The organism is Mesorhizobium loti (genome assembly GCF_003148495.1).
GTDB classification, from domain to species: domain Bacteria; phylum Pseudomonadota; class Alphaproteobacteria; order Rhizobiales; family Rhizobiaceae; genus Mesorhizobium; species Mesorhizobium loti.
The window spans coordinates 31,763-58,675 of record NZ_QGGH01000007.1 but is presented as its reverse complement, the minus strand read 5'-3'; the positions used below and the strand labels follow the sequence as shown (position 1 = coordinate 58,675).

31 protein-coding genes are annotated in these 26,913 nt (G+C 62.4%); 10 read left to right on the top strand and 21 right to left on the bottom strand.

Translation table 11 applies throughout. The features are described from left to right. Nucleotides 1-13 precede the first annotated feature (13 nt). Complete coding sequence (gene osmF / locus C8D77_RS23845) at nt 14-925, bottom strand: glycine betaine ABC transporter substrate-binding protein OsmF (protein ID WP_109668615.1); 912 nt, start codon at nt 923-925, stop codon at nt 14-16. Between the two features lie 206 nt (nt 926-1,131). On the opposite strand from osmF, the gene C8D77_RS23840 reads away from it, so the two are divergent. Beyond that, entirely contained in the window at nt 1,132-1,704 is a 573-nt protein-coding gene (locus tag C8D77_RS23840) for an NADPH-dependent FMN reductase (protein ID WP_109668613.1), read from the top strand. Between the two features lie 8 nt (nt 1,705-1,712). Here C8D77_RS23840 and C8D77_RS23835 read toward each other — a convergent pair whose 3' ends face one another. From C8D77_RS23835 to C8D77_RS23790, 10 genes are all read right to left on the bottom strand, one after another. Then, complete coding sequence (locus C8D77_RS23835) at nt 1,713-2,924, bottom strand: MFS transporter (protein WP_109668611.1); 1,212 nt, start codon at nt 2,922-2,924, stop codon at nt 1,713-1,715. After that, nucleotides 2,921-3,421, bottom strand: a complete 501-nt coding sequence (gene nusB, locus C8D77_RS23830) for a transcription antitermination factor NusB (RefSeq protein WP_023798402.1) — start codon at nt 3,419-3,421, stop codon at nt 2,921-2,923. Before nusB ends, C8D77_RS23835 begins: the two co-directional genes overlap by 4 nt. Beyond that, nucleotides 3,418-3,912: a 6,7-dimethyl-8-ribityllumazine synthase gene (gene ribH / locus C8D77_RS23825; RefSeq protein ID WP_109668609.1), complete on the bottom strand. Its 495-nt coding sequence runs from the start codon at nt 3,910-3,912 to the stop codon at nt 3,418-3,420. Before ribH ends, nusB begins: the two co-directional genes overlap by 4 nt. A gap of 84 nt (nt 3,913-3,996) precedes the next feature. After that, complete coding sequence (locus tag C8D77_RS37660) at nt 3,997-4,164, bottom strand: hypothetical protein (RefSeq protein ID WP_215732080.1); 168 nt, start codon at nt 4,162-4,164, stop codon at nt 3,997-3,999. Further along, nucleotides 4,164-4,781 (bottom strand): riboflavin synthase, encoded by a 618-nt coding sequence (locus C8D77_RS23820; RefSeq protein WP_109668607.1) that lies wholly within the window; start codon nt 4,779-4,781, stop codon nt 4,164-4,166. Before C8D77_RS23820 ends, C8D77_RS37660 begins: the two co-directional genes overlap by 1 nt. An 11-nt stretch (nt 4,782-4,792) precedes the next feature. Next, nucleotides 4,793-5,908 carry a bifunctional diaminohydroxyphosphoribosylaminopyrimidine deaminase/5-amino-6-(5-phosphoribosylamino)uracil reductase RibD gene (gene ribD / locus C8D77_RS23815; RefSeq protein WP_109668605.1) on the bottom strand — a complete coding sequence of 372 codons (1,116 nt, stop codon included), beginning with the start codon at nt 5,906-5,908 and terminating at the stop codon, nt 4,793-4,795. Between the two features lie 2 nt (nt 5,909-5,910). Then, nucleotides 5,911-6,390 (bottom strand): transcriptional regulator NrdR, encoded by a 480-nt coding sequence (nrdR, locus tag C8D77_RS23810; RefSeq protein WP_023810227.1) that lies wholly within the window; start codon nt 6,388-6,390, stop codon nt 5,911-5,913. Between the two features lie 421 nt (nt 6,391-6,811). Beyond that, nucleotides 6,812-7,465 (bottom strand): hypothetical protein, encoded by a 654-nt coding sequence (locus tag C8D77_RS23800; protein ID WP_109668603.1) that lies wholly within the window; start codon nt 7,463-7,465, stop codon nt 6,812-6,814. Nucleotides 7,466-7,537: 72 nt separating this feature from the next. Next, nucleotides 7,538-8,851, bottom strand: coding sequence for a serine hydroxymethyltransferase (gene glyA, locus C8D77_RS23795; RefSeq protein WP_013532252.1), 1,314 nt, complete (start codon nt 8,849-8,851; stop codon nt 7,538-7,540). Between the two features lie 376 nt (nt 8,852-9,227). After that, nucleotides 9,228-10,481, bottom strand: coding sequence for a L,D-transpeptidase family protein (locus C8D77_RS23790; RefSeq protein WP_109668601.1), 1,254 nt, complete (start codon nt 10,479-10,481; stop codon nt 9,228-9,230). Nucleotides 10,482-10,853: 372 nt separating this feature from the next. On the opposite strand from C8D77_RS23790, the gene C8D77_RS23785 reads away from it, so the two are divergent. Continuing rightward, the gene (locus C8D77_RS23785; protein WP_146211799.1) at nt 10,854-11,387 is read left to right on the top strand and encodes a hypothetical protein; all 534 of its coding nucleotides are present in this window, start codon (nt 10,854-10,856) and stop codon (nt 11,385-11,387) included. A 214-nt stretch (nt 11,388-11,601) separates the two neighbouring features. Here the strand turns inward: C8D77_RS23785 and ldtR are convergent, their stop codons facing one another. From ldtR to C8D77_RS23770, 3 genes are all read right to left on the bottom strand, one after another. Further along, complete coding sequence (gene ldtR / locus C8D77_RS23780) at nt 11,602-12,117, bottom strand: transcriptional regulator LdtR (protein WP_008875359.1); 516 nt, start codon at nt 12,115-12,117, stop codon at nt 11,602-11,604. A 238-nt stretch (nt 12,118-12,355) separates the two neighbouring features. After that, a complete protein-coding gene (locus tag C8D77_RS23775) occupies nt 12,356-12,778 on the bottom strand; it encodes a DUF6163 family protein (RefSeq protein ID WP_109668597.1) in 423 nt (140 codons plus the stop codon). Then, nucleotides 12,775-13,818 (bottom strand): enoyl-CoA hydratase/isomerase family protein, encoded by a 1,044-nt coding sequence (locus C8D77_RS23770; protein ID WP_109668595.1) that lies wholly within the window; start codon nt 13,816-13,818, stop codon nt 12,775-12,777. The genes C8D77_RS23775 and C8D77_RS23770 overlap by 4 nt, the downstream gene beginning before the upstream one ends. A gap of 402 nt (nt 13,819-14,220) precedes the next feature. Here C8D77_RS23770 and C8D77_RS23765 point away from each other — a divergent pair, with 402 nt between their 5' ends. The 3 genes from C8D77_RS23765 to C8D77_RS23755 all read left to right on the top strand — a co-directional run bounded on the left by C8D77_RS23765 (nt 14,221) and on the right by C8D77_RS23755 (nt 17,035). Beyond that, complete coding sequence (locus tag C8D77_RS23765) at nt 14,221-15,051, top strand: DUF2066 domain-containing protein (RefSeq protein ID WP_109668593.1); 831 nt, start codon at nt 14,221-14,223, stop codon at nt 15,049-15,051. 86 nt (nt 15,052-15,137) lie between these two features. Then, the gene (hemB, locus tag C8D77_RS23760) at nt 15,138-16,169 is read left to right on the top strand and encodes a porphobilinogen synthase (protein WP_109668591.1); all 1,032 of its coding nucleotides are present in this window, start codon (nt 15,138-15,140) and stop codon (nt 16,167-16,169) included. A 218-nt stretch (nt 16,170-16,387) separates the two neighbouring features. After that, a complete protein-coding gene (locus C8D77_RS23755) occupies nt 16,388-17,035 on the top strand; it encodes a dihydrofolate reductase family protein (protein ID WP_109668589.1) in 648 nt (215 codons plus the stop codon). 207 nt (nt 17,036-17,242) lie between these two features. On the opposite strand, the gene ppk2 is transcribed toward C8D77_RS23755, so the two are convergent. Continuing rightward, nucleotides 17,243-18,163, bottom strand: a complete 921-nt coding sequence (ppk2, locus tag C8D77_RS23750) for a polyphosphate kinase 2 (RefSeq protein WP_109668587.1) — start codon at nt 18,161-18,163, stop codon at nt 17,243-17,245. Nucleotides 18,164-18,443: 280 nt separating this feature from the next. Between ppk2 and C8D77_RS23745 the strand changes: the two genes are divergently transcribed. Continuing rightward, the gene (locus C8D77_RS23745) at nt 18,444-19,487 is read left to right on the top strand and encodes an aldo/keto reductase (RefSeq protein WP_109668585.1); all 1,044 of its coding nucleotides are present in this window, start codon (nt 18,444-18,446) and stop codon (nt 19,485-19,487) included. 35 nt (nt 19,488-19,522) lie between these two features. Here C8D77_RS23745 and C8D77_RS23740 read toward each other — a convergent pair whose 3' ends face one another. Further along, nucleotides 19,523-20,494 (bottom strand): glycosyl transferase family 90, encoded by a 972-nt coding sequence (locus tag C8D77_RS23740; RefSeq protein WP_109668583.1) that lies wholly within the window; start codon nt 20,492-20,494, stop codon nt 19,523-19,525. 202 nt (nt 20,495-20,696) lie between these two features. Here C8D77_RS23740 and C8D77_RS23735 point away from each other — a divergent pair, with 202 nt between their 5' ends. Further along, on the top strand, nt 20,697-20,849 hold the full coding sequence (locus C8D77_RS23735; RefSeq protein WP_081738829.1) for a hypothetical protein: 153 nt from the start codon (nt 20,697-20,699) through the stop codon (nt 20,847-20,849). A gap of 66 nt (nt 20,850-20,915) precedes the next feature. Here C8D77_RS23735 and C8D77_RS23730 read toward each other — a convergent pair whose 3' ends face one another. After that, the gene (locus C8D77_RS23730) at nt 20,916-21,149 is read right to left on the bottom strand and encodes a DUF982 domain-containing protein (protein ID WP_245462826.1); all 234 of its coding nucleotides are present in this window, start codon (nt 21,147-21,149) and stop codon (nt 20,916-20,918) included. A 217-nt stretch (nt 21,150-21,366) separates the two neighbouring features. Beyond that, nucleotides 21,367-22,032 carry a GntR family transcriptional regulator gene (locus C8D77_RS23725; RefSeq protein ID WP_109668927.1) on the bottom strand — a complete coding sequence of 222 codons (666 nt, stop codon included), beginning with the start codon at nt 22,030-22,032 and terminating at the stop codon, nt 21,367-21,369. A 198-nt stretch (nt 22,033-22,230) separates the two neighbouring features. Between C8D77_RS23725 and C8D77_RS23720 the strand changes: the two genes are divergently transcribed. Next, a complete protein-coding gene (locus C8D77_RS23720; RefSeq protein WP_109668579.1) occupies nt 22,231-23,490 on the top strand; it encodes a multidrug efflux MFS transporter in 1,260 nt (419 codons plus the stop codon). A gap of 39 nt (nt 23,491-23,529) precedes the next feature. Beyond that, entirely contained in the window at nt 23,530-23,904 is a 375-nt protein-coding gene (locus C8D77_RS23715) for a DUF423 domain-containing protein (RefSeq protein ID WP_109668577.1), read from the top strand. Between the two features lie 61 nt (nt 23,905-23,965). Here the strand turns inward: C8D77_RS23715 and C8D77_RS23710 are convergent, their stop codons facing one another. Both C8D77_RS23710 and C8D77_RS23705 read right to left on the bottom strand, forming a co-directional pair. Then, nucleotides 23,966-24,112, bottom strand: coding sequence for a hypothetical protein (locus tag C8D77_RS23710; protein ID WP_082525713.1), 147 nt, complete (start codon nt 24,110-24,112; stop codon nt 23,966-23,968). A 62-nt stretch (nt 24,113-24,174) separates the two neighbouring features. Further along, nucleotides 24,175-24,318, bottom strand: a complete 144-nt coding sequence (locus C8D77_RS23705; protein ID WP_109668575.1) for a hypothetical protein — start codon at nt 24,316-24,318, stop codon at nt 24,175-24,177. A 155-nt stretch (nt 24,319-24,473) separates the two neighbouring features. On the opposite strand from C8D77_RS23705, the gene C8D77_RS23700 reads away from it, so the two are divergent. Continuing rightward, the gene (locus tag C8D77_RS23700) at nt 24,474-25,553 is read left to right on the top strand and encodes a LacI family DNA-binding transcriptional regulator (protein ID WP_109668573.1); all 1,080 of its coding nucleotides are present in this window, start codon (nt 24,474-24,476) and stop codon (nt 25,551-25,553) included. A gap of 13 nt (nt 25,554-25,566) precedes the next feature. Here C8D77_RS23700 and C8D77_RS23695 read toward each other — a convergent pair whose 3' ends face one another. Further along, nucleotides 25,567-26,790 carry an OpgC family protein gene (locus C8D77_RS23695; RefSeq protein WP_109668571.1) on the bottom strand — a complete coding sequence of 408 codons (1,224 nt, stop codon included), beginning with the start codon at nt 26,788-26,790 and terminating at the stop codon, nt 25,567-25,569. Nucleotides 26,791-26,913 lie beyond the last annotated feature (123 nt).

Here is a 26,913-nt window from a genome sequence, read left to right as displayed (position 1 = left end):
CGCCGGAATCGTCCTACTTCAGGAAGCCGTTCTTCTTCAGGAAGTCTTCGGCGACGCCCTTGACCGGCTCGCCGCCGACCTGCACGCGACCGTTCAACTCCTGCAGCGTGACGAGGTCGAGTTTGGCGAAGACCGGCTTGAGCAGCGTCTCGATCTCGGGATGTTCCTTCAGCACCTTTTCGCGAATGATTGGCGCCGGTTGGTAGACCGGCTGCACGCCCTTGTCGTCGTCGAGCACGACGAGCCCGGACGGTGCGATGCCGCCATCGGTGCCGTAGACCATGGCGGCGTTGGCGCCACTGGTCTGGTTGGCGGCGGCAGCGATGGTGGCCGCGGTGTCGCCGCCCGAGAGCGTGATCAGTTGCTCAGGCTTCAGCGTGAAGCCATAGGTGGTCTGGAAGGCCGGCAGAGCAGCGGCCGAATTGACGAACTCGGCGGAAGCCGCCAGCACCACCTGGCCGCCGCCCGCGACATATTTGCCGAAGTCGGTGAGCGTGGCGAGCTTGTTGGTCTCGGCGACTTCCTTGCGCAACGCGATCGCCCAGGTGTTGTTGGCAGGCGACGGCGACAGCCAGACGATCTTGTTGGCGTCGTAGTCGAGCTTCTTGGCTGTCTCATAAGCCTTGGCGGCATCTTTCCAGACCGGGTCGTCGGCCTTCTCGAAGAAGAAGGCGGCGTTGCCGGTGTATTCCGGATAGATGTCGATCTCGCCGGCGGTGATCGCCTTGCGCACCACCGGCGTGCCGCCGAGCTGGATACGGTCTGATGTCTTGATGTTGTTGGCGTTGAGGACGAGCTGGATGATGTTGCCGAGCACGCCGCCCTCGGTGTCGATCTTCGAAGAGACAACCACCTGGGCGCTGGCGGAAGCCACTGTTACGCCGAGCGCCAATGCCGCGCCGGCCAGAACCTTGACTGAAAACATCGTGAAAACCCCTTGCTATGAACCGAAATGCGGTGACCGCATATGAGCATGGCTTCAACGGCCAGTCGGGGCACACGGTTTCATAACAAGGGGGATCAGCGCAATATTTTTGTTCGGAAGGCCGATTTCGAGGCGAAGCTGGCGATCTGCTGCCATCTGGCGGATAATGCAATGAGGGTGCGGGTGGCAAACACGGAGAGCGTGTCATGGCCATACACAAAGTCGGTTACCTCATCGGCAGTCTTGCCCGGGAATCCATCAACCGCAAGCTCGCGAAGGCGCTCGTTCAACTGGCTCCTCCGGAACTTGAAATGACGGAAATCGCCTTCAAGGATCTGCCCCTTTACAGCTACGATTATGACGCGAATTTCCCACCGGTCGCCCGGGATTTCAAAAAGGCGATCGCCTCCGTTCAGGCCGTGCTGTTCGTTACCCCGGAGTACAATCGCTCGATCCCTGGCGGATTGAAGAACGCGATCGACTGGGCCAGCCGCCCCTATGGAAAGAATTCATTCGCGCGCAAACCGTCAGCCGTTATCGGAACATCGCCGGGCGCCATCGCAACCGCTGTCGCCCAACAAAGCCTGCGCAGCGTTCTGAGCTTCTGCAACTCACCCCAGATGAATGCGCCGGAAGCCTATATCCAGTTCACGCCGGGACTGATAACGGACGACGGCGAAGTGACGGTCGAATCCACCGAGGACTTCCTACGCAACTACATGGCTGAGTTCCACATGTTCATAGCGCGGGTGCTTCAGGTGTTGCCGCCGGACGCATAGGTTTGGCGTCAAACCGGGCGCGCGCTCGTCACCTTCAGCGCGCCTAGCGCGACGAAACAGAGCACAGCAACCGGGAATATCATCCAGTTCAGCATCTCCCAACCCCAGGCGTTGTAGACCATGCCCGACAGCAGCGACGCGCAGGCGACGGAGCCGAACAGGACAAAGTCGTGGAAGCCTTGCACCTTGCCCTTTTCCGAGGGCCGGTAGCTGGCCGCCACCATTGCCGTGGCGCCGATGAAGCCGAAATTCCAGCCAAGGCCGAGCAGGATCAGCGATGTCCAGAATTGCCAGAGCGCCAGGCCCGACAGAGCGACAATGGCGCAGCCGATGAGCAGGATCAGGCCGAGGGCCACAATGCGTTCGGCGCCGAAGCGATGGATCAGCGAGCCGGTGAAGAAGCTTGGCGCGAACATCGCCATGACGTGCCAGGAGATGCCGAGCGTCGCGTCATCCTCCGACAGTCCGCAACCGACCATGGCCAGCGGTGCGCCGGTCATGACGAAGCTCATCAGCGCGTAGCTGCCGACCGCGCAGAAAAGTGCGGCGACGAAGCGCGGCTGCGTGACGATTTCGGCCAATGGCCTGGCGTCGCTGGCGGCGATCTCCACCTTGCCGGATGCTTTCGCCGGCAGCCGCAGGAACGACAGGATGATGGCGCCGACCGCGGCCAACGGCAGGATGGAGACGAACGAACCGGCAAACATCACCGGCGCCAACAATTCGCGTGTGAAGATGACGATCTGCGGCCCGAGGATGGCGGTGATGATACCACCGGCCAGCACGAAAGAGATGGCGCGCGCCTTGAACTCCGGCGGTGCGTTGTCGGCGGCGGCGAAGCGGAACTGCTGGACGAAGGCGCCGCCGACACCGATCGTGAGCAAGCCAAAGGCAAACAGCCAGAAGCTGCTTTGGAAGAGCGCAAGCGTGGCGACGAGGCCGCCAAGCGCGGTGACGATTGTTCCGGTCATGAAGCCGCCGCGCTGGCCCATGCTGCGGATGATGGCCGCCGCGGGCAACGCGCCAAGCGCCACGCCGATGTTGAAGCCGGTGATCGGCGCCGTCGCCAGTGATTTGTCGGGGCCAAGCAGATATTGCCCGGCCAGCGCCCCCATGGAGATGGCGATGGGGGCCGCCGAGCCGATGATCGCCTGCGAGGCGGCGAGGATCAAAGCGGTGCGGCGAGCCTCCCTGCCGGCCTCGACGGCGATTGCCGTCATGATGCGTCCTTGCCGCGCCCCTCGCCACGCACCCGGCGTGACACACGGTCGAGAACGGCATTGACCAGCTTCGGCTCATCTTCCTCGTAGAAAGCCTTGGCGATGTCGACATATTCGGAGACGATAACCGCGACGGGAACATCCTCGCGTTTCATCAGCTCGTAGACGCCGGCGCGCAGAATGGCGCGCAGCGTCGAATCGAGCCGCGACAGCGGCCAGTCCTCGGTCAGCGCCTGGCGGATGATGGGATCGATGGTCTTCTGGTTCTCGACGACACCCGCCAGGATGGCGCGAAACCATTGCGCATCGGCCTCGCGGTAGAGCGCGCCGTCGACTTCCTTGCCGAGACGAAAGGCTTCGTATTCGGCGGTGATCTCGAAGACGCCGCTGCCGGCGACATCCATCTGGTAGAGCGCCTGCACGGCGGCCAGACGGGCAGCGCCGCGCTTGTTGGCGTGGCGCACTGCCGGCTGGCCGGGCGAAGCGGGTTCGCTCACGATCGCGCTCCCAATTGTTCCTTGAGGGCGATCATGGTCAGCGCCGCACGCGCGGCAAAGCCGCCCTTGTCGCCTTCCGAGCGCTTGGCGCGAGTCCAGGCCTGGGCGTCATTCTCGGTGGTCAGGATGCCGTTACCGATGCAGACCGAGTCCTGCACGCTCAGGTCCATGAGCGCGCGGCTGGATTCATTGGCGACAATGTCGAAATGATAGGTGTCGCCGCGGATGATGGTGCCGAGCGCAACAAAGCCGTCATAATGTGTGCCGCCCTCCGTCGCCCCGTCCAGCGCGAAGGTAATCACCGCGGGAATCTCGAGCGAACCTGGAACGGTGACGACGTCGTAAGTCGCGCCCGCTTCATCGAGCGCGCTTGTCGCGCCTTCGAGCAGCGTGTCGGCAAGGTCGTCGTGAAAGCGCGCTTCGACAATGAGCAGATGCGCCTTCGTCTTCGGACGAATGAAGGCTTTGCCGTGTTGGGATGTGCCAGCCATAAAAGTCTCCGGGGATCGCCGGTGACTTAGGCCGAAGCCGGGTTCATCGCAAGCGAAGATGTTGCGCGCGCCCGGTTTGCCAACCTATTCAGGTTCACTAACCTCGTTTTTGAGATGGCTGTCTAGGTTATCAACCCAGGTCTGTACGGTCTGATGATCGATCACACGACCGGCGTCCACATCGGCCAGCGCTTCGAGTGTCAGGTGCCGGAGTTCTTCTTGTTCAGCCGAGATCCGTCTATTCTTGACCATCAAAGCCCCTCTTTCGCTGCCTCCACGAGACGCGCCGCGTAGCGGGCCATGGTGTCGATCTCGATATTGACGCGGTCGCCGACCTTGCGCTCGCCCCAGGTGGTCACGGTCAGCGAATGGTGGATCAGCAGTACGTCGAAACGCGTGGCTTCGACCTTGTTGACGGTGAGCGAGGTGCCGTCGAGTGCGACCGAGCCTTTTGGCGCAATGAACTTCGCCAGCTCGCGCGGTGCTTCGAGAGTAAAACGCACCGCGTCGCCCTCATCCTTGCGCTCGACGATCTCCGCCATACCGTCGACATGACCCGAAACGATGTGGCCGCCAAGTTCGTCGCCGATCTTCAGCGCCCGCTCCAGATTGATCCGCGTACCTGATTTCCAGCCCATCGCCGTCGTCAGCCTGAGCGCTTCTTCCCAGGCCTCGACCTCGAACCAGCGCGCGTTCGAGCCGCTGTCGGGCAAGGCCGTCACCGTCAGGCAAACGCCGCCACAGGAGATCGAGGCGCCGATGGCGATGGTCTGTGGGTCATAGGCGGTGTCGATGCGCAAACCCACCCCTTCCCTGAGCGGCTTGACGGACGCGACAGTGCCGACATCGGTGACAATTCCGGTAAACATCGGTGTTGATCCTAAATGTCTCTTATCCACTCGGCGTAGCTGTCCTCGCCGAAACGCATCTCGCGCAATTTGCGAAATCCTGCCGGGATATGGTCAGCGTCGATCGGCGATGCAATGCCGCCATTGCCAATCGCCTCCGGCCCCTCGAACAGCACGATGCGGTCGACCAGCCCATCGGCCAGGAAAGCGCTCGCCACCTTGGCGCCGCCCTCGACCAGCACGCTTGCCATGCCGAGCGCGGCCAGATCCTCGAGCAGTTCCGGCAACGCGACGCCGCCTTCATGCGTCTCGGTGCCGATGAAGCGCACACCGGCGCGTTCGAGTGCTGCCCGCCGCAACGGATCGGCCTCAAGGCAAGCGGCGACATAGAGTGGCACCCGGTCAACGCCCGAAACCAGTTTCGAGGCCTCCGGCAACCTGATCTGGCGGTCGAGCACGATGCGCGCCGGCGAACGGTTCTCCAGCCCCGGCAAGCGCACCGTCAGGGCCGGATCATCCTCAAGGGCTGTGCCGATACCAACCAATATGCCGTCGGCCTCGGCCCGCATCAGGTACACTTCGCGGCGCGCAATATCGCCGGTGATCGACACCTGTCCCCCGCCTTCCCGGCCGATCTTGCCGTCGCTGGAAAGCGCAAGCTTGAGAATCACTTCGGGGCGTTTTCTCAGCGATCGAATCAAATAGCCGGCCATCTGCTCGGCGGCTTCCGCCGCCAACACCTTCTCGACCACCTCGACACCGGCGGCACGCAGGATTGCGTAGCCCTTGCCGGACACGCGCGAATCGGGATCGCTGGCGGCGCCGACGACGCGCGCGACACCGGCATTGACCAGCGCATTGGCGCAAGGCGGCGTGCGGCCATGATGGGCGCAAGGTTCGAGAGTGACGTAAGCGGTGGCGCCGCGCGCGAGCGCGCCAGCCTCGGCCAGGGCCTCGGTCTCGGCATGCGGGCGGCCGCCGACAGCGGTGACGCCGGTGCCGACGATCATCGGGCCATTGCCGTCATCCCGCACGATCAGCGTGCCGACAGACGGGTTGGTCGCGGTGCGCCCGGCATTTTTTCGCGACAGTCTGAGTGCCGCCGCCATGAAGCGGCGATCAAGGGCGGCCTGTTCGCTTGCAGTCATGCTCAGCTGGCTTCCTCTTCACCCTTGATTTCGTCCCCCTTGAGCTCGCCCAGCAATTCGTGGAAATCCTTGGCCTCGCGAAAATTGCGGTAGACCGAGGCGAAGCGCACATAGGCGACATCGTCGAGCGATTTCAGCGCTTCCATGACCAGCCGGCCGACTTCTCCTGAAGCAACCTCCGTCTCGCCGGAACTTTCGAGCTGGCGCACGATGCCGGTCACCGCTCGATCGATGCGCTCGGGATCCACATTGCGCTTGCGAACGGCGATCTCCACCGAGCGCAGCAGCTTGTCGCGGTCGAATGGCACTTTGCGTCCCGATTTCTTGACCACGACGAGGTCGCGCAACTGCACGCGTTCGAAAGTGGTGAAACGGCCGCCGCAATCGGGGCAGACGCGCCGCCTGCGGATCGCCGCGCCATCCTCGGCGGGGCGCGAATCCTTCACCTGCGTATCTTCTGACTGGCAATAGGGACAGCGCATGGAGAAGCCTTTGGTTGGCGAATCTGGTGAAGCGAAAGGCTTAGAGGTTTTTGCAACGATGGCAAAGTATCGCCAACAGCCCCTCGCCCCTCAGAGATAGCGAGGCGCAAGGAAAATTGCGAGAGCCCCAACCAACCATACGGCGATGGCGCCAAGCCAACAGGCTCCGAGGAAGGCGAGATAGGCTGGGATGGTCTTCACCCCGGCCAGGCAGGCCTCGCGAAAGCCGGCGGGATTGCCCTTGGCATCGATTGCCAGCAGAGCGATGACCGCAAAGGGTCGGCGCCAGCGGCAGTATGCCGGGCAAAATATTGCCGCGCTTCGATGCCCATACGATCAGAGCTGTGACCAGCCCGCCGACCAGGCATTTCCAGACGATCTCCATCAAACGACCCCTCGTGGTGAGATCCGTTCGATCGCCTCAGGGGGCGACGTCGGCGGTCGGAAACCCGCACGATGCGCCGAGACTGCGATAGGCCTTGGTGAAGCCGTCCATGGATATGCTTCCAACCGGCGCATCGCCGAAAGAGACGTCAAGCGCCGATGCCCGGCGCATGACGCGCAAGAGCGCCAGGCTGGTCTTGGCCTGATTGTCCACGGTCCAGCTGAGCCGGCCGTTGACCGCGCCATCGGAATGGAGCTTGGCAGTGTCGCGGCCCTTGTCGTCGCCGAAAGTGGCAGCGACGGACTTGCCGGCCGGCAGATCCTTGTTGTCAACAGCGATGGTTATGGACGGGTAGGCATCCGGCGGCAGGGCATCGCCGTTCGTGATGACGAGCGTCAGGGTACCAGGCACGCCACCGGCGCCGATAAAGGCGGTCGAGGCCGCGCAGGTCTTGCGCAGATCCTCACCGGTGTCGACCTCGTCGACCAGGGTTGACCACCTGCCAAAGGTTTCGAGCTTGGGTGCCGCTTGGGCGGGCGCCGCGGGCGCGACCTGGGCAGGGGCGGGTTGCGCGGGCGCGGCTTGAGCAGGGGCGGTCTGCGCCAAGGCGACGCCGGGGAGCGGCAAGGCCATCAAAGCGGCCAGAACGCCAACGGCGCCAAGGTCGGCGAACCGAAATAGTCGCATCATCAAGGCTCCTGCCGGTCGCCCGGCCTGCTGAGACGCTTGTCGTCGCAACAGGCGGTAAGACCTCCTATCGCCTCAGCCGAGATAGGGATAGAGCGGGAAACGATCGGTCAGCGCCACGACCTTGGCCTTGACCGCGGCTTCGACAGCGGCATTGCCCTCGTCGGAATTGGCGACCTTGAGACCATCCAGCACTTCGGCGATCAGCTTGCCGATCTCGCGGAATTCGGCCTGGCCAAAGCCGCGCGTGGTGCCGGCCGGGGTGCCGAGACGCACGCCCGAGGTGACAAAAGGCTTTTCTGGATCGAACGGGATGCCGTTCTTGTTGCAGGTGATGTTGGCGCGGCCCAGCGCTGCCTCGGCGCGCTTGCCGGTGGCGTTCTTGGGCCTGAGGTCGACCAGCATCAGATGGTTGTCGGTGCCGCCGGAGACGATGTCGAGCCCGGTTTCCTTGAGACTGGAGGCAAGCGCCTTGGCGTTGGCGGCTACGCTCTCGGCGTAGACCTTGAAGCTCGGCTTCAGCGCTTCGCCGAAAGCCACCGCCTTGGCGGCGATGACATGCATCAGTGGGCCGCCCTGCAAGCCGGGGAACACCGCCGAGTTCATCTTCTTGGCGATGTCCTCGTCATTGCACAGGATCATGCCGCCGCGCGGGCCGCGCAACGACTTGTGCGTCGTGGTGGTCACGACATGGGCGTGCGGCAGCGGTGACGGATGCACGCCGCCGGCGACCAGGCCGGCGATGTGCGCCATGTCGACCATCAGGTAGGCGCCGACCGCATCGGCGATCTCGCGAAAACGCTTCCAGTCCCAGACGCGCGAATAGGCGGTGCCGCCGGCCAGGATCAGCTTCGGCTTAGTCTCATGCGCGGTCTTCTCGATGGCGTCCATGTCGAGCAGATGGTCGTCCTGGCGCACGCCATAGGAGACGACCTTGAACCATTTGCCACTCATGTTGACCGGCGAACCGTGGGTCAGATGGCCGCCGGAATTGAGGTCGAGGCCCATGAAAGTATCGCCTGGCTGCAAGAGCGCCAGGAAGACCGCCTGGTTCATCTGGCTGCCGGAATTCGGCTGGACGTTGGCGAAGTTGCAGCCGAACAGCTTCTTTGCCCGCTCGATGGCCAGTTCCTCGGCCACGTCGACGAACTGGCAGCCGCCATAGTAACGCTTGCCCGGATAGCCCTCGGCGTATTTGTTGGTCATGATCGAGCCCTGCGCTTCAAGCACGGCGCGGGAAACAATGTTTTCCGAGGCGATCAGCTCGATCTCGTGACGCTGACGACCGAGTTCGTTGCGGATGGCGCCGAAAATCTCCGGATCGGCGTCAGCCAGCGTGGTTTCGAAGAAGGATTCGAATTTGTTCGACACTGCCGCTGCTGTTGCCATGGCCTGAAATCCTCGGGGTTCGGGGGCTGCGAAGGTTCGCCGCGCCATTAACACAGTTGTTTTCGCCCCGCCACGTTTGCCGCGCGAAATTTGCTGGCCGGATTGCGCCAGCGAAGCCAGCAGGTTGCTATTTCCTCGCCTTGCGACCTTCAGCAAGGCCTCGCGCGCCAGACGCACCAGCGCGCCGGACACGGCGACGAGGACGCGTACGGCCAGAATGAACAGCGACTTCCATGGTCCGGTTCCAGACTTTCCCGCCGACCATGCGCAAAGCCGGCCGATCTGTCCAGCCGCCCCTCCCGCGAGAAACACAGCGGCACCCGAGCAACGAAAAGGCCGCCCTGAGCGGCGGCCTTTTTATAAAAAAATCAGTCACTTAAAGCGATGACGTGATCTGCAGCTCGTTGTTGCCGTCGAGCGCGTAGACGTCGTCGCGGAACTGCACGACGCCTGGGGCCGTAGACCAGGCCGAAAGATAGAGGAAGTGGACCGGCACCGGGTTGGTAATCTGGATCGGCGTGTTTTCGCCGGTCTTGATCGCCGCCTCGAAATGCTGACGGTCCCAGCCCGGCGTGTCGCGCAGGATCCAGGTGACGAGGTCGCGCACATTCTGCACGCGCACGCAGCCCGAGGAATCGAAGCGCATCATCTTGCCAAACAGGCTCTGCTGGGGGGTATCGTGCATGTAGACGCCGTCGGGGCTCGGGAAATTGATCTTAACCGACGCCATCGCATTGCCCGCGCCCGGATCCTGGCGGAAGCGATACTTGGCGGCGTCGTCGGTCGACCAGTCGACATTGAGCGGATCGACTTCGCTGCCGTCCGGCGCGAACAGGCGGATATGGCTGTCCTTCAGATAGTCGGGATTCTTCCGCATCAGCGGAATGATGTCCTTGCGCACGATCGAGACCGGCGCATTCCAGTACGGATTGACGATGATCTCGTTGATCTTGGAATTGACGATCGGCGTCTGGCGATCGATCTTGCCGACAATCGCAGTATGGCGAAGCACGACGCGGTCGTTCTCGACCGCTTCGACCTGCGCCGCCGGAATGTCGACCAGCACGTAGCGACTGCCCAGCGTGCCGGCCTTCTCGCGCAGCCGCTGCAGATTGGTCTGCAACTGGCCAAGCCGGATTTGCGCCGAGACATTCATCGCCGCGTAGGTGTATTTGCCCATCGAGCCGTCTGCAGGCAGGCCATGACGCAACTGGAAGCGCTTGACCGCCGAGTCGACGTAGGAGTCGAAAGCTGTCGAAATGCCGGCGCTCTGCGAGAGGTCGCCAGAAACCATCAGCCGCTTGCGCAACGGCACCACATCAGGATCATCGACGCCGAGCTGCAGTTTCTTGGTCGCGGGAACCTCTACCCAACCGCCCTGCCCGGCAATGTTCTGATATTGCGCGACCGCCTGTTCGGTGAAAGCGACGGTCTGTGGGCTGAAGATCGGCAGCGTCGAGGCCACCTTGCCGCCCTCGCTGGCGCGGGCGTCGAACTGGTCGTCCCAATTGCCGCGCGCCGAGGATTTCAGGATATCGCCGATCACGTCCTGCGCATTGGCGCCGCCGGCAACCACCGCGGCTGCGAGCGCGGAGGCTCCGGAAAGGAAAAAACGGCGGCTGGTTTTCATGGACGTTCCAGACATTCTTGTAGCGTTCGATCTACTGCATTCGGTTATGGGGCGATCTTGCCCGCACTCTAGAATTGGCAATCTTAACAATTAGCCAACCATTGTCCGTATCAGCTTGGCCACAAACGCTCGAGGCACGATACGGGTTCCGGGTGAACGCACGGCCTTCACCACAGCATCACCGGCATCCTCGGTTCCATTGGAATATGGCGGCAACGTGGCCTTGCGCCCAAATCCGCCCGGCTGGCTTTCCGAAAAGAACGGTCCGTGCTTTTTTGGTATCGATCGGCGATTGCCGACCACAATTTTTGCCGATGAGCCACAAGCCCCTGATAGTACAGTGACAGCTCGCCCAACGCGAGGAACGAGGCCATGCCTGGTGCCATTGCAGTCATCGCGACATTAGCCTTGGCCGGAGGCCCGAACGGCAGCCCACCGACGCCGGAGGAGATGGTCGCCTATTTCGTGCATGGCCTCGAACAGGGTGCGATCCCCAGATACGGGCAGCAGACCGACCAACCCTTCAAACAGGTTTCCCGATCGCCAGCGGTCTTCGCCAGCACCGGCCCCAACGAGGTCGGCGACAAGATGGAAACGCTAAGGTTCACGGTGACGAAGCTCAGCGACTGCACCTACAAGGCCGAGCAGCAGTTCGAGGAGGACGGCGAACCCTATTATCGCCTGGCCTACACGCTGGACTTGAGTGCCGTTACGGCCATTGGCTTCGACAATCCGCCGGCCACCATCTCGCTCAAGGGGTTAACCAAGAGTTGCACGACCAACACCGAAGGCAGTTGCGATCCGACCAGGGAGCCAGAAGCAATCGGCCCGTTCTTCGGCGAGCCGCGCCAGGCCGAACAGGCGCTTGCGGTTTTTCACGAGAAACTCTGCCCGCTGAAGCCGTAACCGAGACGACGGCTGCCAAAAGAAAAGGCCGATGCCTTTCGGCACCGGCCCTGACTGAAGGTCGACATTTCGGCCGCGCTTCTGTGGCGCGGGCCGGATCTGATGCGGCGCCTTACATCCGGTAGGCGTGCCGATGCCTTTCGGCACCGGCCCTGACTGAAGGTCGACATTTCGGCCGCGCTTCTGTGGCGCGGGCCGGATCTGATGCGGCGCCTTACATCCGGTAGGCGATGGTATCGTTCCAGAAGCGATCGAGCCGCTGCAGGGCGCGGTTCATCTGCTTGAACTCGTCGGTGTTGATGCCGCCGACCTGTTCGATCGAGCCGACATGACGCTCGTAAAGGCCGGCGACGACCTCGGCCACCTCGTTGCCCTTCGGCGTCAGCGAGACGCGGACCGAACGGCGGTCGATGCGCGAGCGCTGGTGGTTGATGAAGCCGAGATCGACCAGCTTCTTCAGATTGTAGGAGACGTTCGAGCCGAGATAGTAGCCACGCGAGCGCAGTTCGCCGGCGGTCAGCTCGGAATTGCCGATGTTGAACAGCAGCAGCGCCTGGATGGCATTGATGTCGGAACGGCCGTTGCGGTCGAATTCGTCCTTGATCACATCAAGCAGGCGGCGGTGCAGCCGCTCAACAAGCTGCAGCGATTCCATGTACAGGGAACGGATAGCCTCGCGGCGATCGTCGGATACGTTGGCGGTCTTCGCCGCCGGACGCGAATTGATCATTGTCTTTGCCTCTCGTTTGTCGCCCTGGTGATTTTTTGTTTTTCACCTTGATCGCGACACTATCGAATACTCATAAAATTCGACTTAAACGCTAGGGCTAACAAGAGCTTACCGGTAACAGGTTTCGAAAGAGGCTTAACGAACGGTCACCCGAGCAAGGATAATTAACCTAAAGATTTCGGCAACAATTGAGGGGCCGAATCGAGGCAGAAGCCAGGTCGCCAATGTGCTCAAGGACTTAGTGGCGGACAGGGCGCTTCTGCAGGTAGATGACGACGCGGAAGACAATGTAGAGCACCGCCACCGCGGCATGCGAGACGACAATCAGCATACGGTGGCCGAAAAGCTCGGGAAAGCCGGCATACATGACGGTCTCGGTCACCGCGCAAATGAACCAGATCACCGGCCCCCAGGACGCCAGCATCCACAGGCCGGCAGCGGCGAAGGGAAAGAACACGGCGAGCACCACGGCCGCCACCTGCCAATGCACGGGCATCAGGTCGAAACGCCACAGCGAGCCCGGATAAAAGCCGATCAGCTTGATCCAGTAGAGAATGCCGAACAGCAGGCAGTAGCCCGATATTACGCGCTGGAACCAGGCGAAGATCACCTCCACCCCGGAGGGCTGCAGCACGACACGTCGGGAGGTCACTTCGCTCACAGCTCGAGCTCCCTTTCGCCCAGCGGAGCGAAATAGGCGTCGACATCGGCATCGCTGACCGCACCGAGGCTCGCCGGCCGCCACTGCGGCTTCGAGCCCTTGTCGATGATGGCGGCGCGAATGCCTTCGTAGAAATCATGGCCGGCCAGCATCCGGTTGAGGATGCGGAACTCCATCTTCATGCATGCTTCCATGGACAGGGTCAGCCCGGCGCTGATCTGACGCCAGGCGACGCGCAGGCTGGTGGGCGAGCGGGTGAGGATTGTCGCCAGCGTCTTTGCCGCGAATTCGTCGGCGCCTGCTGCCCGCTCCAGGCTGTCGATGACGCGTTTCAGGGACGGTTGCGAAAAATGGCTCGATATCGCCTCCAGCGTCGGCCTGTCGGTCTCTCGCCTTGCCTGCATGAAGAAACCGCGCAGCACCGATTCCGGGTCGCCGGTCAGCGTCAGCCGGTCGAGGAAGCCGCCCTGGTCCTCGGCCTTGATGGTGTGGGTGGCCAGGCCCGACCACAGGGCGTCGCCATAGCGGATGCGATTGCCGGTCAGCGCCAGATACATGCCGAAAGAGCCGCCGAGATCAGGCAGCAGGTGGCTGCCGCCGACATCGGGGAAAAAGCCGATGCCGACCTCCGGCATGGCGAACTGGGCATTCTCGGTCATCACCCGATGCGAGCCGTGGAAGGAAATGCCGACGCCACCGCCCATGACGATGCCGTCGATCAGGGCGACGTAGGGTTTCCTAGAGCTGTTGATGCGGGCGTTGAGCCGGTATTCGTCGGCGAAGAACTCGACCGGCGGTTTTCCAGCCCGGCCGGTCTCGTAGACATGCAGTATGTCGCCGCCGGCCGAAAAGGCCCTGCCCTCGGCCTTGACGACGATGACGTCGATGCCTTGATCGGTCTCCCAGGCGCAAAGAGCAGCGTCGAGCGCCCTGATCATGCGGTGCGTCAAGGCATTGAGCGCCTGCGGCCGCGTCAAGGTGACGACGCCGGCCCGACCCAGATGTTCGAAGCGAATCTCGTCGCCTCCGCCAAAATCCATCGTGAAAGAATCCCTCCCCCGCGCCGGCGGGACTGAAGTGCTAAAGCGTGGCGCATGGGTGCGTCAATGCCAAGCCCGGCTGCTATCCTTTGCGTCCCGGCCAAATGGGTGCAACTTATCGGTCTGTATGGCTCAAGGGTGAGCGCCTGGCAGAGATGGAGGACCCGTGGCCCGCATGCCTTTTCGACGCTATGCCAGGCAATAGCGGAAGGCCGCTACCAACGACCCACGGATGCATACGAGCACTTGACCGCGCACCCTCCAACGGACTTCAGGAAATTGGTTGAGGACGCTGCCGGCTCCGCAGGCTGAAGCTGAAACTGAGCCGGCGTCGCGGTCTTGGCCACCGGCGGCACTCGGTGTTAGAGATTGGCCGCCAAGCCTCGAACCGGACGGTGAGCCATGCCGCAGTTTTTGCGCCTTGCCCTTGTTCTGGGTGGCCTGCTGGCCATCTGCGTCGCCAATGGACCGGCCAGGGCAGCTGATATCGAAGACCTCTACAGCTCTCAGACCATCGTCAACGGCAAGTACGAGAAAAACCGCCAAGCCGGCTTCAAACGCTGTCTCGACGCGGTTCTGGTCCGGGTTTCCGGCGATCAGCGCCTGCCGGCGAAACCGGAGATGGTGGCACTGCGCGACAAGGCCGGCAGCTTTGTCGCCAGCTTCGGTTACCGCGACCGTATGGAAGGCATTCCCAACCATGACGATCAAGGCACGTACGATCGGCCTCACAATCTCTACTGCCACTACAAGCCGGCCACCATCGACCCGGTGCTGGCTTTGCTCGGCAGCAGGCCGTGGCTGACCGAGCGGCCACGGCTGGCGGTGTTTTTGGCGACCGAGCGCGGTACAAGGCATTTCGCGCTCGATGCCAATGACGAGCGCGGCGTGCTGATGCGCGAATCGTTCGGCAATGCCGCCGCGCCGCTGGCCATGCAGGTGGCTTTTCCCACGGCAGCGCTGCTGTCGCAGGCCGGATTGGCCGATCAGGCGCTTCGTAACACCGAGATGACAAAGCTCGATACCATTGCGAAGAAGGCCGGCGCCGACCAGGCGCTTTCCGGCAGCCTCGTCTGGAGCGACAAGGAGCTGGGCTGGATCGCCGACTGGCGGCTGGCCATGGCGGGCAAGACCTATATGTGGCACGTGCGCGGTGTCAGCTTCGATGAGGCTTTCCGCGTTGCCATGCGCGGCGCGGCGCAGATCCTGTCGGGCAATGGGCAACCAAAATAGGCCTCGACCGGATCGCTGGCACAAACGTGTCGCATTGGTCAGCGGCAAGGGCTCGTGGTAAAAGCCGCCGATCTGGAGTTTTGGCGATGAACAAATTCACCCCGACAAAGCCAGCCGGCGCGCGCAGCGTCGACGACATCACCGGCAGCCGCCGCTTGCGCCGCATGCGCAAGGCCGACTGGTCGCGCCGTCTGGTGCAAGAGAACAGGCTCTCGGTCGACGACCTGATCTGGCCGATCTTCGTCGTTGACGGCAAGAATATCCGCGAGCCGATCGCCGCCATGCCGGGGGTCTTCCGCCTGTCCATCGATCTCGCCGTCAAGGAGGCCGAGCGAGCGGCAAAGCTCGGCATTCCGGCGCTCGCCACCTTCCCCAATGTCGACATCTCGCTGCGCGACCAGACCGGTTCGCACATCCTCAACCCGAACAACGTCATCAACCGCGCCACCCGCGCGATCAAGGACGCGGTGCCGGAGATCGGCATCATCACCGACGCCGCGCTCGACCCGTTCACCAGCCACGGCCATGACGGCATCCTGCGCGACGGCATCATCGTCAACGACGAGACGGTGGAACAGGTGACCGCCGCGGCCGTCATCCAGGCGGCTGCCGGCGCTGACATCATCGCGCCGTCCGACATGATGGATGGCCGCATAGGCGCCATCCGCGACGCGCTCGACGCCAATGGTTTCCAGGATGTGGCGATCATGTCCTATGCGACCAAGTTCGCCTCGGCCTTCTACGGTCCCTATCGCGAGGCGGTCGGCACCGCCGGCCTGCTCAAGGGCGACAAGAAGACCTACTACATCGACCACGCCAATTCCGACGAGGCGGTGCGCGAGGCCGAACAGGACATCGCCGAAGGCGCCGACATGCTGATGGTCAAGCCCGGCCTGCCCTATCTCGACATAATCCGGCGGCTGAAGGATGAATTCCAGATGCCGACCTTCGCCTACCAGGTGTCGGGCGAGTATTCGATGATCAAGGCCGCCGCCGCCAATGGCTGGATCGATGGCGAGAAGGCGATGCTGGAATCGCTGCTCGCCTTCAAGCGCGCCGGCTGCGACGGCATTTTGACCTATTTCGCTCCCGAAGTGGCGGAACTGCTGAAGGGATAACTTCTCTTCCGACGATGATCGGTCGCGGCGAGCAAATGCCGGCGATCCGCCTCGGCATCCCTGACAATTTCCGACGTCCGGCCGGGAGACCAGAGCGAGGGTCGCTAGACCATTCGCTTCGAGGCTCGTTTGTACCTAAAAAATACCGCTTGCAATTCGCAAGCAGCTTGCTACAAATAACCGATTGCAAAATACAACTGGTTATCGAGGAGGCTCTCATGTCCAAACTTCGTGTCAACGCTTTCAGCCTGTCGCTCGACGGCTACGGCGCCGGTCCCGATCAGAACCTACAAAATCCGCTCGGCGTCGGCGGGGAATCCCTGCACAAGTGGGTATTTGGTACCCGCACCTTCCGCAAGATGGTGCTCGGACTGGATGGCGGCACCACCGATATCAACGAGGCGTTCGCGGCGCGCAGCTTCGAGAATGTCGGCGCCTGGATCCTCGGCCGCAACATGTTCGGGCCGATCCGCAGCGAATGGCCTGACGACAGCTGGAAGGGCTGGTGGGGCGACAACCCGCCCTACCACGTGCCGGTTTTCGTGCTGACCCACCACAAGCGCGAACCGATCGTCATGGAGGGCGGCACGACATTTTATTTCATCACCGACGGCATCCATTCGGCGCTTGAACAGGCGAAGGCGGCGGCTGGGGGCAAGGATGTACGGGTCGGTGGCGGTGTCGACACCATCCGCCAGTACCTGCAGGAAAAGCTGATCGACGAGATGCACCTGGCGATTTCACCGGTGCTGCTCGGCGCGGGCGAGAACCTTTTTGGCGGCCTCGATATGGTGAAGCTGGGCTATCAGTGCAGCGAGCAAGTGGCGACTGCGCTTGCCACGCATGTGGTGATCAAGCGGGCGTAGGTGGCGAAGCCCTCGGCGCAAGCTTCTTTCTCCCCGTTCTACGGGGAGAAATGCCCGGCAGGGCAATGAGGGGCAACGCTACCTTTGGAGACTAGCAGCAAGCCGCCAGTGGCAGCAAATTGGGCTCAATCGCCAACGCTGGCGCCGCCCCTCATCCGCCCTTCGGGCACCTTCTCTCCGTGGAACGGGGAGAAGGAAAAAAAGTGCTCAGTACTTCTCCGGCACGTAGAGTTCGCGCGGCAGCGTCTGGCGCTCGTATTCGGGATTGAAGACGCGCTCCGGCAGCGTGATCTCTTCGTGTGGGACCTCTTCATAGGGCATCTGCTGGAGCAGGTGGTCGATGCAGTTCAGCCGCGCCCGCTTCTTGTCGTTGCCTTCGACGATGAACCAGGGGGCCTCCGGGATGTTGGTGCGCACGAAGGTCTCTTCCTTGGCCTTGGTGTACTGCTCCCAGCGCACGCGCGACTGCAGGTCCATCGGCGACAGTTTCCACTGCTTCATCGGATCGTGGATGCGCATCAGGAAGCGCATCTGCTGTTCTTCGTCGGTGATCGAGAACCAGTATTTGACCACGGTGATGCCCGAGCGGACCAGCATGCGCTCGAATTCCGGCACGTCGCGGAAGAACTCTTCCACCTGATCGGGCTGGGCAAAGCCCATCACCCGTTCGACGCCCGAGCGGTTGTACCAGGAGCGGTCGAACAGCACGATCTCGCCGCCGGCCGGCAGATGCGGCACATAGCGCTGGAAATACCATTGCGACTTCTCGCGTTCGGTCGGCGCCGGCAGTGCGACGACACGGCAGATGCGTGGATTGAGCCGCTGGGTGATGCGCTTGATGACGCCACCCTTGCCGGCCGAGTCGCGCCCCTCGAAGATCACCACCAGCTTCTTCTTGTGGTAGGCGACCCAGGACTGCAGCTTGATCAATTCGGACTGTAGGGTGATCAGCTCGCGAAAATACTGTATGCGATCGATCGAGGGCGGATGCGCGTTCTTGTAAATCTTTGCGATCTCCATCGACAGCGCTGGCTCCGACATTTCGAGCTCATAGTCCTCGTCGAGCGTGTCGGCGAGCTCGGCTTCAAGCCAGTCCTTGGCAGGAGAATTCTGTTTTAGCTCGGTCATCTCAGCTGCTCCGCTTGCAAGCTCTGTCGATCCACGTCCGGCGCCCCAAAACTCCCGGCTTAATGGCCCGGAACGGCAACACCCTGAGCCGACTTCAATATAGGCCGGCAATGACGGTTTTATTGCAGCCCGAGCGCGATCACCGCCGCTGTCAATCCAGCGAGGCATGATCGATCCGTCGTCGTGGCATGGAGACAGCTGCCCAAATTGTCCTACAAATAGCGGCCACATTCGGGGCACCCTCCCCAGCCCCTTTCCCAACGCAATCGCGAGGACTGACATGGAATACCGCACCCTCGGCCGTTCCGGCCTGAAAGTTTCGACACTGACCATGGGAACCATGACTTTCGGCGGCGCCGGCGCGTTTTCGGCGGTCGGCAAGACCGACCTCGACGAGGCGCGCCGGATGATCGATCTCTGCATCGATGCCGGCATCAACGTCATCGACACCGCCAATGTCTATTCGAACGGCATTTCGGAAGAGATCATCGGTGAAGCGCTCGGCGGCAAGCGAAAGGGCGACGTGCTGATCGCCTCCAAGGCGCGGATGCGGATCGGCAAAGGCCCGAACGATGAAGGCCTGTCGCGCCATCACCTGATCCGCGAATGCGAGAAGAGCCTGAAGCGGCTCAAGACCGACGTCATCGACATCTACTTCCTGCACGAATGGGATGGCGTAACGCCGCTGGAGGAAACCATCGCAGCGCTCGATACTTTGGTTGCGCAGGGCAAGATCCGCTATGTCGGCTGTTCCAACTATTCCGGCTGGCAGGTGATGAAGGCGCTCGGCATCAGCGACAGCCATTACCAGCCGCGCTTCGTCACCCAGCAGATCCACTACACGCTGGAAGCGCGCGAGGCGGAGTATGAATTGCTGCCGATTTCCGTCGACCAGGGGCTGGGCGTCCTGGTCTGGAGCCCGCTTGCCGGCGGATTGCTGTCAGGCAAATACCGCCGCGACAGCCCCACCGCCCGCCAGCTCGCCGGCTGGTCGGAACCGCCGATCCGCGACGAGGACCGGCTGTGGCGGATCGTCGATGTTCTGGTCGAGATCGGCACCCAGCGCGGCGTGTCAGCAGCGCAGGTGGCACTGGCCTGGCTGCTTGGCCGGCCGGCCGTCAGTTCGCTGGTGATCGGCGCCCGCAACGAAGCCCAGTTGAAGGACAACCTTGCGGCTGCGAGCCTGGTGCTCACCGACGACGAACGCAGCCGCCTCGACGCGGTCAGCCGGCCACCGCTGCTCTATCCCTACTGGCACCAGCAATTGACGGCAAAGGACCGCTTCGGCCCCGCCGACCTGGTTCTTGACCGCAGCGGCATCTGATGAGCCAGGTTTGGCGCGCCGAGGCACGCTACGTCCTAACCCTGGATAAAACGCCAGACCTCAGGATCAGGCTTGATCTGACCGCTGAGGACAAAATACTTATAGAGGACGAGCAGGGAGATAGCCTGCTCCTCCTGCTCGTTGGAGAATTGGCGGCAATAGGCATTGGCCGCGGCGATGATGCGTTGCGCCTCGGCCGGGTGGTGTTCGAAATAGCGCACCTTCTCCGTGACATCGGCGAAATCCGGGTCGAGCGGCACATAGTGGACACCGGCCTCGAGTTGCTTTTCCGCAAACCATGTCTCGTATGTCGGCAACGGCATCAGGCAGAGCGAATTCGAATTCAGGATCCATTTGAGGTTGGTCGCCACGTCGTTGCCTTCGAGTGAGACGATGTAGCGATAATGCTGCTGTTGGCTGATGCTGAGAAAAGGCTTGCTGTACTCGGCCGGCGCGTTCGGCTTGTGCGAGCCGGCGTCGCAAAACGGCAAGTCACGCACGGCGTCGAGAAATCTTGTCCGTTTCGGATTGTTGAGATCACCGCGCCAGACCACGGCCGGGCGCTTGTCGGCGAATGCAGTTGCGTCGGCCGGCATGTAGAAGTGCCTAAACTTGTTGAATTTCATGATGACCGCATTTTCGTCGTCGGCATGGATCGGCCGATCCTTGACCAGCGTCGGCACCTTCGGCACGTCAATGACGTCGCCGAATTCGACGTCGACGAGCAATGCCGGATCGAAATAACGGGCAAACTCCTTGAGGTCGTAGTAGTACATAGTCGGCGTAGAGGGCAGCTTGTCGAGACGCACCGCAGCCGGGCTGGGCGAAAACACATGCTGCAGCTTGTTGTAGTAATTCAGCCGCCGCCGCACCGCCTGATCCGAGAGCCTGGCCTGTTCGAGACGGCCCGCCAACCGCCGACGGAAGAGTGCCTGCGGTGCGATATCGCGCAAGACGTTGCGCGCATAGTAGAAAACCCTTGCCGTCGTTCGTTGGATGGTGGCCATAGTTCACTTGATCAAAACAAACGGGCGGATCGCTGCGCAGTTTGTTGGCGCCCCAGTTCTCCTACACCATTGTGCCGCGCATCTTGCAAGTCCCGGACCGTCGTCCCCACGAACCGCCGGGCACTATCGCTTCAGCTGTTGTGTTTGACGGCTAATGCTCCTAGGCAGGACCAGAGCCGCGAGGCAGTGAAAAGGAGCCGATATGGCGCGACCACCAAATTACGATCAGGAACGCAAGGAACGCGACCGCCAGAAAGCAGCCAAGAAGGCCGAGAAGCTGGCAGCCAAGGTTGCGGCGCGGGAACGTTCGAAGCCCGAGGACGAGACCGAAGGCGAAACCGAAACGGCAAAGTGACGGCAAAAGGCCCGCAGATGCGGGCCATGCCTCAACCCAGATGGCCGCCCAGATGGCCGGCTTGTATCAGGCGGGCGCCTTGTCGCTGACAAAGACGTCCACTTCGCGCGCTGCCGCAATGAAGGCGCGCCTAGCGTTCATCGCCGGCTTGTCGCCGGCGAGTGCGTCATGGCAGGCCTGCAGCGCCGCGCGATGCTTGGGGCTGCGCTTGCCGGGCCAGTTGTTGAGGAGGTAGTCGGAAGCCTCACGCGCCGTACGCAAGAGCTGAGTGCTTCCCGCCGCGACTGACTTCACAGTCACAGGTGTTTCAAATCGGTTGTTTTCCATCGCCGCTCCTTACGCCATCGGCGTCTGCGAAGCGAGGCCGAAAGTGCGCATACGTCCAGACGACGCCTTTTGCATAGCGTATACCCTGCCCTGCACAGATCGTTTGGAGCAATTCCGGACGCAAACACTTTTCCTGTCTTGACGCAATTCCGGACGGAAAACCGTTTCACACTTTTCCTGGAATTGCTCTCTAGGCGGCGACGACGGCAAAGCCTCTGGCGCGAAGACCGCGCCGATCGTTGGCGAGCGACGTCACCAACCGGTCGCGGCTGCCGACGATGTGGACTGAGAGCAGGCGCGCGGCTTCATCGGCATCGCCAAGACGTGCGGCTGCCAGAATGGCGCGATGTTCGGCCCAGGCGCGAGCAAGGGCCGCTTCGTCGCGCACCTCCAGCCAGCGCGCCCGCGACAGGCGCGTCATGGCATCGCGAACCGCCCGGAACAGAAATTCGTTGCCCGACAGACGCGCCAGTTCGATGTGAAAATCCATGCCGACACGATGCCATTCCTCGCGCGGCGTGTCGTTGTCGCAGGACTCGAGCATCGCCTCGATGACATCGACGGCGCTCCGGTCCGCCAAGGCGCATGTCAGGCGAAGTGCCGCAACCTCGACCGCCTCCCTGTAGACGGCGATCTGCTCGAGTTCGGCCAGATTGATGGGCGACACCGTCCAGCCACGCCCGTCCCTGCCGACCAAGCCCTCGGTCTCAAGCCGCAGAAGTGCTGCCCTGACCGGGGTTCGCGAGGCGCCGAAGCGGCTTTCGATCCAGCGCTCCGTCAGCTTCTCGCCGGGACCGATCTCGAGGCCCAGGATCATCTGCCGAAGCTGTTTTTCGACGCTTTGCATCTGCGACATTGTCGGTTCCATTATCTGGCCGTTGCTGGTTCGGGCCGTTTGCCGGCGATCGGCTTGCCGGCCGCGGTTCCCGTTCACGTTTGACAGGGCCACATTGACAGCGGCCAAGCTTGCGTCCATGACGGGCGCCATCTTGGTATCCCAAATTGGTATCCGCGGCAACCCATAGCTCCGCGTTGCTCGGACAGGACATATGACATGCCGCAGAATACGCCTCCGGCGACCGACAGCACCTACAACATCCACTGGCGGCGCAATCTGTTCGTGTGCTTTGCCGGTTCGTTTTCGACGCTTGTCGCCATGACGCTGCTTTTGCCGTTCCTGCCGCTCTATATCGAGCAGCTCGGCGCCGAGGGCCACGCGGCGATCGTGCAATGGTCGGGGATCGCCTATGGCGCGACGTTCTTTGCGGCGGCACTGGTGGCGCCGCTCTGGGGACGTCTCGGCGACCGCTACGGCCGCAAGGTGATGCTGGTTCGCGCCAGCTTCGGCATGGCCATATGCATGTCGCTGACCGGCATGGTGCAGACCGTCTGGCAACTGGTGCTGCTGCGGCTGCTGATCGGTTTTGCCGGCGGCTATTCCTCGGGATCGACCATCCTCGTCGCCATGCAGACGCCGAAGGAGCGTTCCGGCTGGGCGCTCGGCCTGCTGTCTGCCGGCATCACGGCTGGGGCATTGGTCGGCCCACTGGTTGGCGGTATCTTGCCGCCGCTGATCGGCATCCGCGCCACCTTCCTCTTGTCCGGCGGTGTCATCTTCCTGGCGTTCCTGGCGACCACCTTTCTCATCAAGGAGAATCCCCGGCCTAAAACAGCAGATGCCGCGTCGAAGCAGAAGCCGAAAGGCGGCTGGGCACAAATCCCCGACAAACGGCCTGTTGTCGCAATGCTGGCGACCGGCATGCTGTTGAGTTTCGCCACCATGTCGATCGAGCCGATCATCACCGTCTATGTGCAGCAGCTCATCGAAGACCAGAGCCGCGTGACGCTGATATCAGGCGTTGTCATGTCGGCAGCGGCCCTTGGCGCCATCCTGTCGGCTTCGCGTCTCGGCAAGCTCGCCGACCGCGTCGGCCACTGGAACGTCATCATCGGCGCGCTTGCCGTCTCGGCGCTGCTGCTGATCCCGCAGGCCTTCGTCACGCAGAGCTGGCAACTCATCGGCCTGCGCTTCCTGATGGGCCTGGCGCTGGGCGGTCTTTTGCCCTGTATCACCAGCGTCATCCGTCATAATGTGCCTGATGGCGTCGGCGGCAACGTGCTCGGGCTGTCGATCTCCGCCCAGTATGTCGGGCAGGTCGCCGGCCCCTTGCTGGGCGGCTTTGCCGGTGGCCATTTCGGCATGCGTTCTGTGTTTCTGGGCACATCCGTCTTGATGGCCGGGGGCGCGGTGTATAACTGGCTGGCGCAGTCACGCCGCGAGCAGGACATGCTCGCCAACCCCGGCAAGCCCTGACGGGTTAGGCGTATCCCTCTGAGATCACGGAGCCACGGCATGAGCACGGCCGAACAACCTTCCGGCAGCATCGGCCGTATCCTCGTCCTGGCCGGGGGCCTCTGTGGCGCCGCCGGCGTGGCGCTGTCGGCCGCAGCGGCGCATCTGGGCGGCGCGTTCGTCGGCACCGCCGCATCCTTCCTGATCATGCATGCGCCGGTCTTCCTCGCCGCCGGATTGCTTGGCGCGAACCGGACGCTGCATATCGGCGGCCTGGTGCTGCTGGTTGGACTTCTGCTGTTCTGCGGCGATTTGCTGGCCCGTGATTTTATCGGCTCACGGCTGTTCCCGCTGTCGGCGCCGATCGGAGGCACGCTGCTCATCGCCGGCTGGCTGACGATCGCTGCCTCGGCGCTGGTGCGCGCGCGTTCCTGACGCCTCTGGGCGCCCTGCCCGATACCAAGCCTGCGCCCGTCAAACGTCGTTTGCGGAGCAGTCAGTCCTGCCGGCGCTCGGGCTGGACAAGCGATTCGCGATTGCGTCGCCGCAACCTCGCCAATCGACGCCCCTCCGGCCGTTCGGCCGGCGCGATGCCCCAATAGTTGCGATAGATGTCTTCGAACAGATAGCTCACGGGATGCATGACATGCACTCCTTTCAGTACTTGAATCGATCCAATCGATGGGCGCGAAAAAACGAACCCGATCAGCTCCGCTTGCGCTCCACAAGGAACCGCAGCTCGCGAACCCATGGACTGGCCTTGCCGCGGCGCTTCTGCGTCGTGGTGTTCGACGAGATGCTCCAGTCATTGCAATAAATGTCTTCGAACAGAAAGTTGACGGGGTGCATGACACATCTCCCTTTCCAAGAATTGAATCGATCCAATCAAAGGATCAGATATGGATTGGATCGATTCAAACATACACCGCGCCGAACCCATGATCAAGTCAAAATTTGAACCGATCCAACGAAAGTGCTAGATGGACTGAATTGAGGAGACAAAAATGGCGCTATTGGCCTCTGGAAAGACAAGACCGGTCCGGCTGGCAGACATTGCCAAAGCGGCCGGCGTGTCGCACGGCACCGCGTCGAACGTATTCGCCCGCCCGGAGATCGTGCGCGAGGAGGTCCGAGAACGGGTCAAGGCGGCAGCCGAGGCTATGGGATATGGCGGACCTGACCCCAAGGGCCGGCTGCTGCGGGCCGGCAAGGTCAACGCCATCGGTGTCGCGACGGCCGAGCCGCTTTCCTACTTCTTCGACGACCCTTTCGCCCGGGTGATGATGGCCAGCATCTCGCAGGCTTGTGATGCGACCGGTGCGGGGATCTCGCTGGTCTCCGCCGCCAACAACGAACAGCTCGCCTGGAACATCCAGAGTGCGCTGGTCGATGGCTTCATTGTCTTCTGCGTTGATGGCGGTTCAAAGCTGGTCGAACTGGCGCGTGAACGCAAGCTGCCCTTTGTGGCACTCGATCTCGATTCAGACGATGATGAGGCGGTCGCCGCTATCGGTGTCGACAACATCGCCGGGGCCGGCCTGGCGGCCCGACATCTGACCGAACTCGGGCATCGTCGCTTTGCGGTGCTTGCCTTGCCCGTCGCGGACTCCGGCTTCGGCCCCACCACGCAGGAGCAAGTGGAGAAGGCCCTCTATTCCGGGACGCGCGACCGCCTGCGTGGCTACTTCGCCGAACTCTCCCGCTTCGACATCGATGTCTCGCGTGTGCCGATCTACGAAACTGTCAACGACGAGGAGAGCGTGTGGGCCGGCCTCGACCATATTTTCGCCGGCGCCGAGACGCCGACCGCAATACTGGCCATGTCGGACAGGATTGCACTCCATGCACTGGACTGGCTGCGGCAGCGTGACATCGCGGTACCGGGCGACGTTTCGATCGTCGGCTTCGACGGTGTTCCGGAAGGAGCGGTTTCCAAGCCGCCGCTGACCACAATCGTCCAGCCGATCGCCGAGATGGGCCGCCTTGCCGTCAAGGCGATCCTTGAAAACGACGGCTCGTTCAGCCGGCAATCGCTGCCCGTCGACCTCTTGGTGCGGGCTTCATCCGGCCCCTCGCCCGCCTGAGCCGCCTGACGCCTCAACGCCCCATTCTTGTCGCCATCGACGACATGCCGAAGGACGCATGGACGGGCGGTGCCGGATTGTGAGCCGGCCTGCTTTTCCCGGACCAGCCGAGGCCCGAAAGCCATTCGAGATAGTAGGCGACCGCGAACTGCATGACGATGCCGGCCGATATCAACAGGCTGTCATAGGCAAATCCGCCCGGATTGATCAGCTTCAGCACCTGCGCCGCCATTGCGAGCACAGTGCCGGCAATGAAAACCGGCAGCGATCGTTTGCCCAATATGGCAAGCGGATGATCGCGCCCGGTGCGAAACAGGTTCGAGATGGCGGGGAATGCCACGATCAGGTAGCTCACCGCCAATATATGCAGCAGCCTTGGCAGTGACAGGAACGTCTTGTCGAAGCCGGTCAGCACCGGAGGCAGACCCAACCAGGAGATCTGCCCCCAGAGCGGGCTATGCACCCAGACCACAGCGGTCGCGGTGTAGGCCAAAGCCGCGCCGACCAGCCAGCGATTGACCGGGATGCTACCGCCGCGACGCACATGCAGCGTGCCTGCCAGGCCGATATTGAAAAGGAACTGCCACGACAGTGGATTAAGAAACCAGAAGCCAGGCTCTGGATAGTTGGGCGGAGCAATCTGGTAGATCCCAGCGACCAGCCACAGCGCGCCGGATGCGGCAAGCGCCGGCAATGGCCGGTAGCTGACGAAGAGCAGGAAGACCGGCGCCAGCAGGAGCAGCACGGCATAGACCGGCAGGATGTTGTTATAGCCGAGCTGGTGGCCGAGCGTCACGATGCCGATCAGCACTTGTGGCGTATTCTTGATCAACGGCTCGAGGTTGATCATCGTCAAAAGCTCCGGTCGCCTGGCAAACACCGCCGCGGCGCAGAAGATCGCCATCACCACCATGGTGGTGACGATGTGGGCGGCATAGAGCACACCAGCGCGGCGCCACATCTTCAACGTCGCCAACAACCGGTTTCCAGGCTGGAATTTCTTGCCATAGGCGAGCGCGACCGAGATGCCGGAGATCAGCACGAAGACTTCCGCCGCGTCTGAAAAGCCGAAATTCTTGTACGTCAGATACTCGAAGGCGGTACCCGGTACGTGGTCGACATAGATGGTCAGCAGAGCGAGAGCGCGGAACACATCGATACGCGTGTCGCGATCGGCGATGCGCGAATCGCGGTCTGGGACACGCGAATCGCGGTCTGGGGAAATCTGGGTGGTCATCGACAAAAAGGCCTCAAAGCTGGTTGTTCATGCCGGCAATGCGACCCCCGGCGCACCGCTTCGATTCCTCCCGAAGCAATGGTATCGGCGAAGAAACGGACTGTAATGCGCCCGGTTCAATCA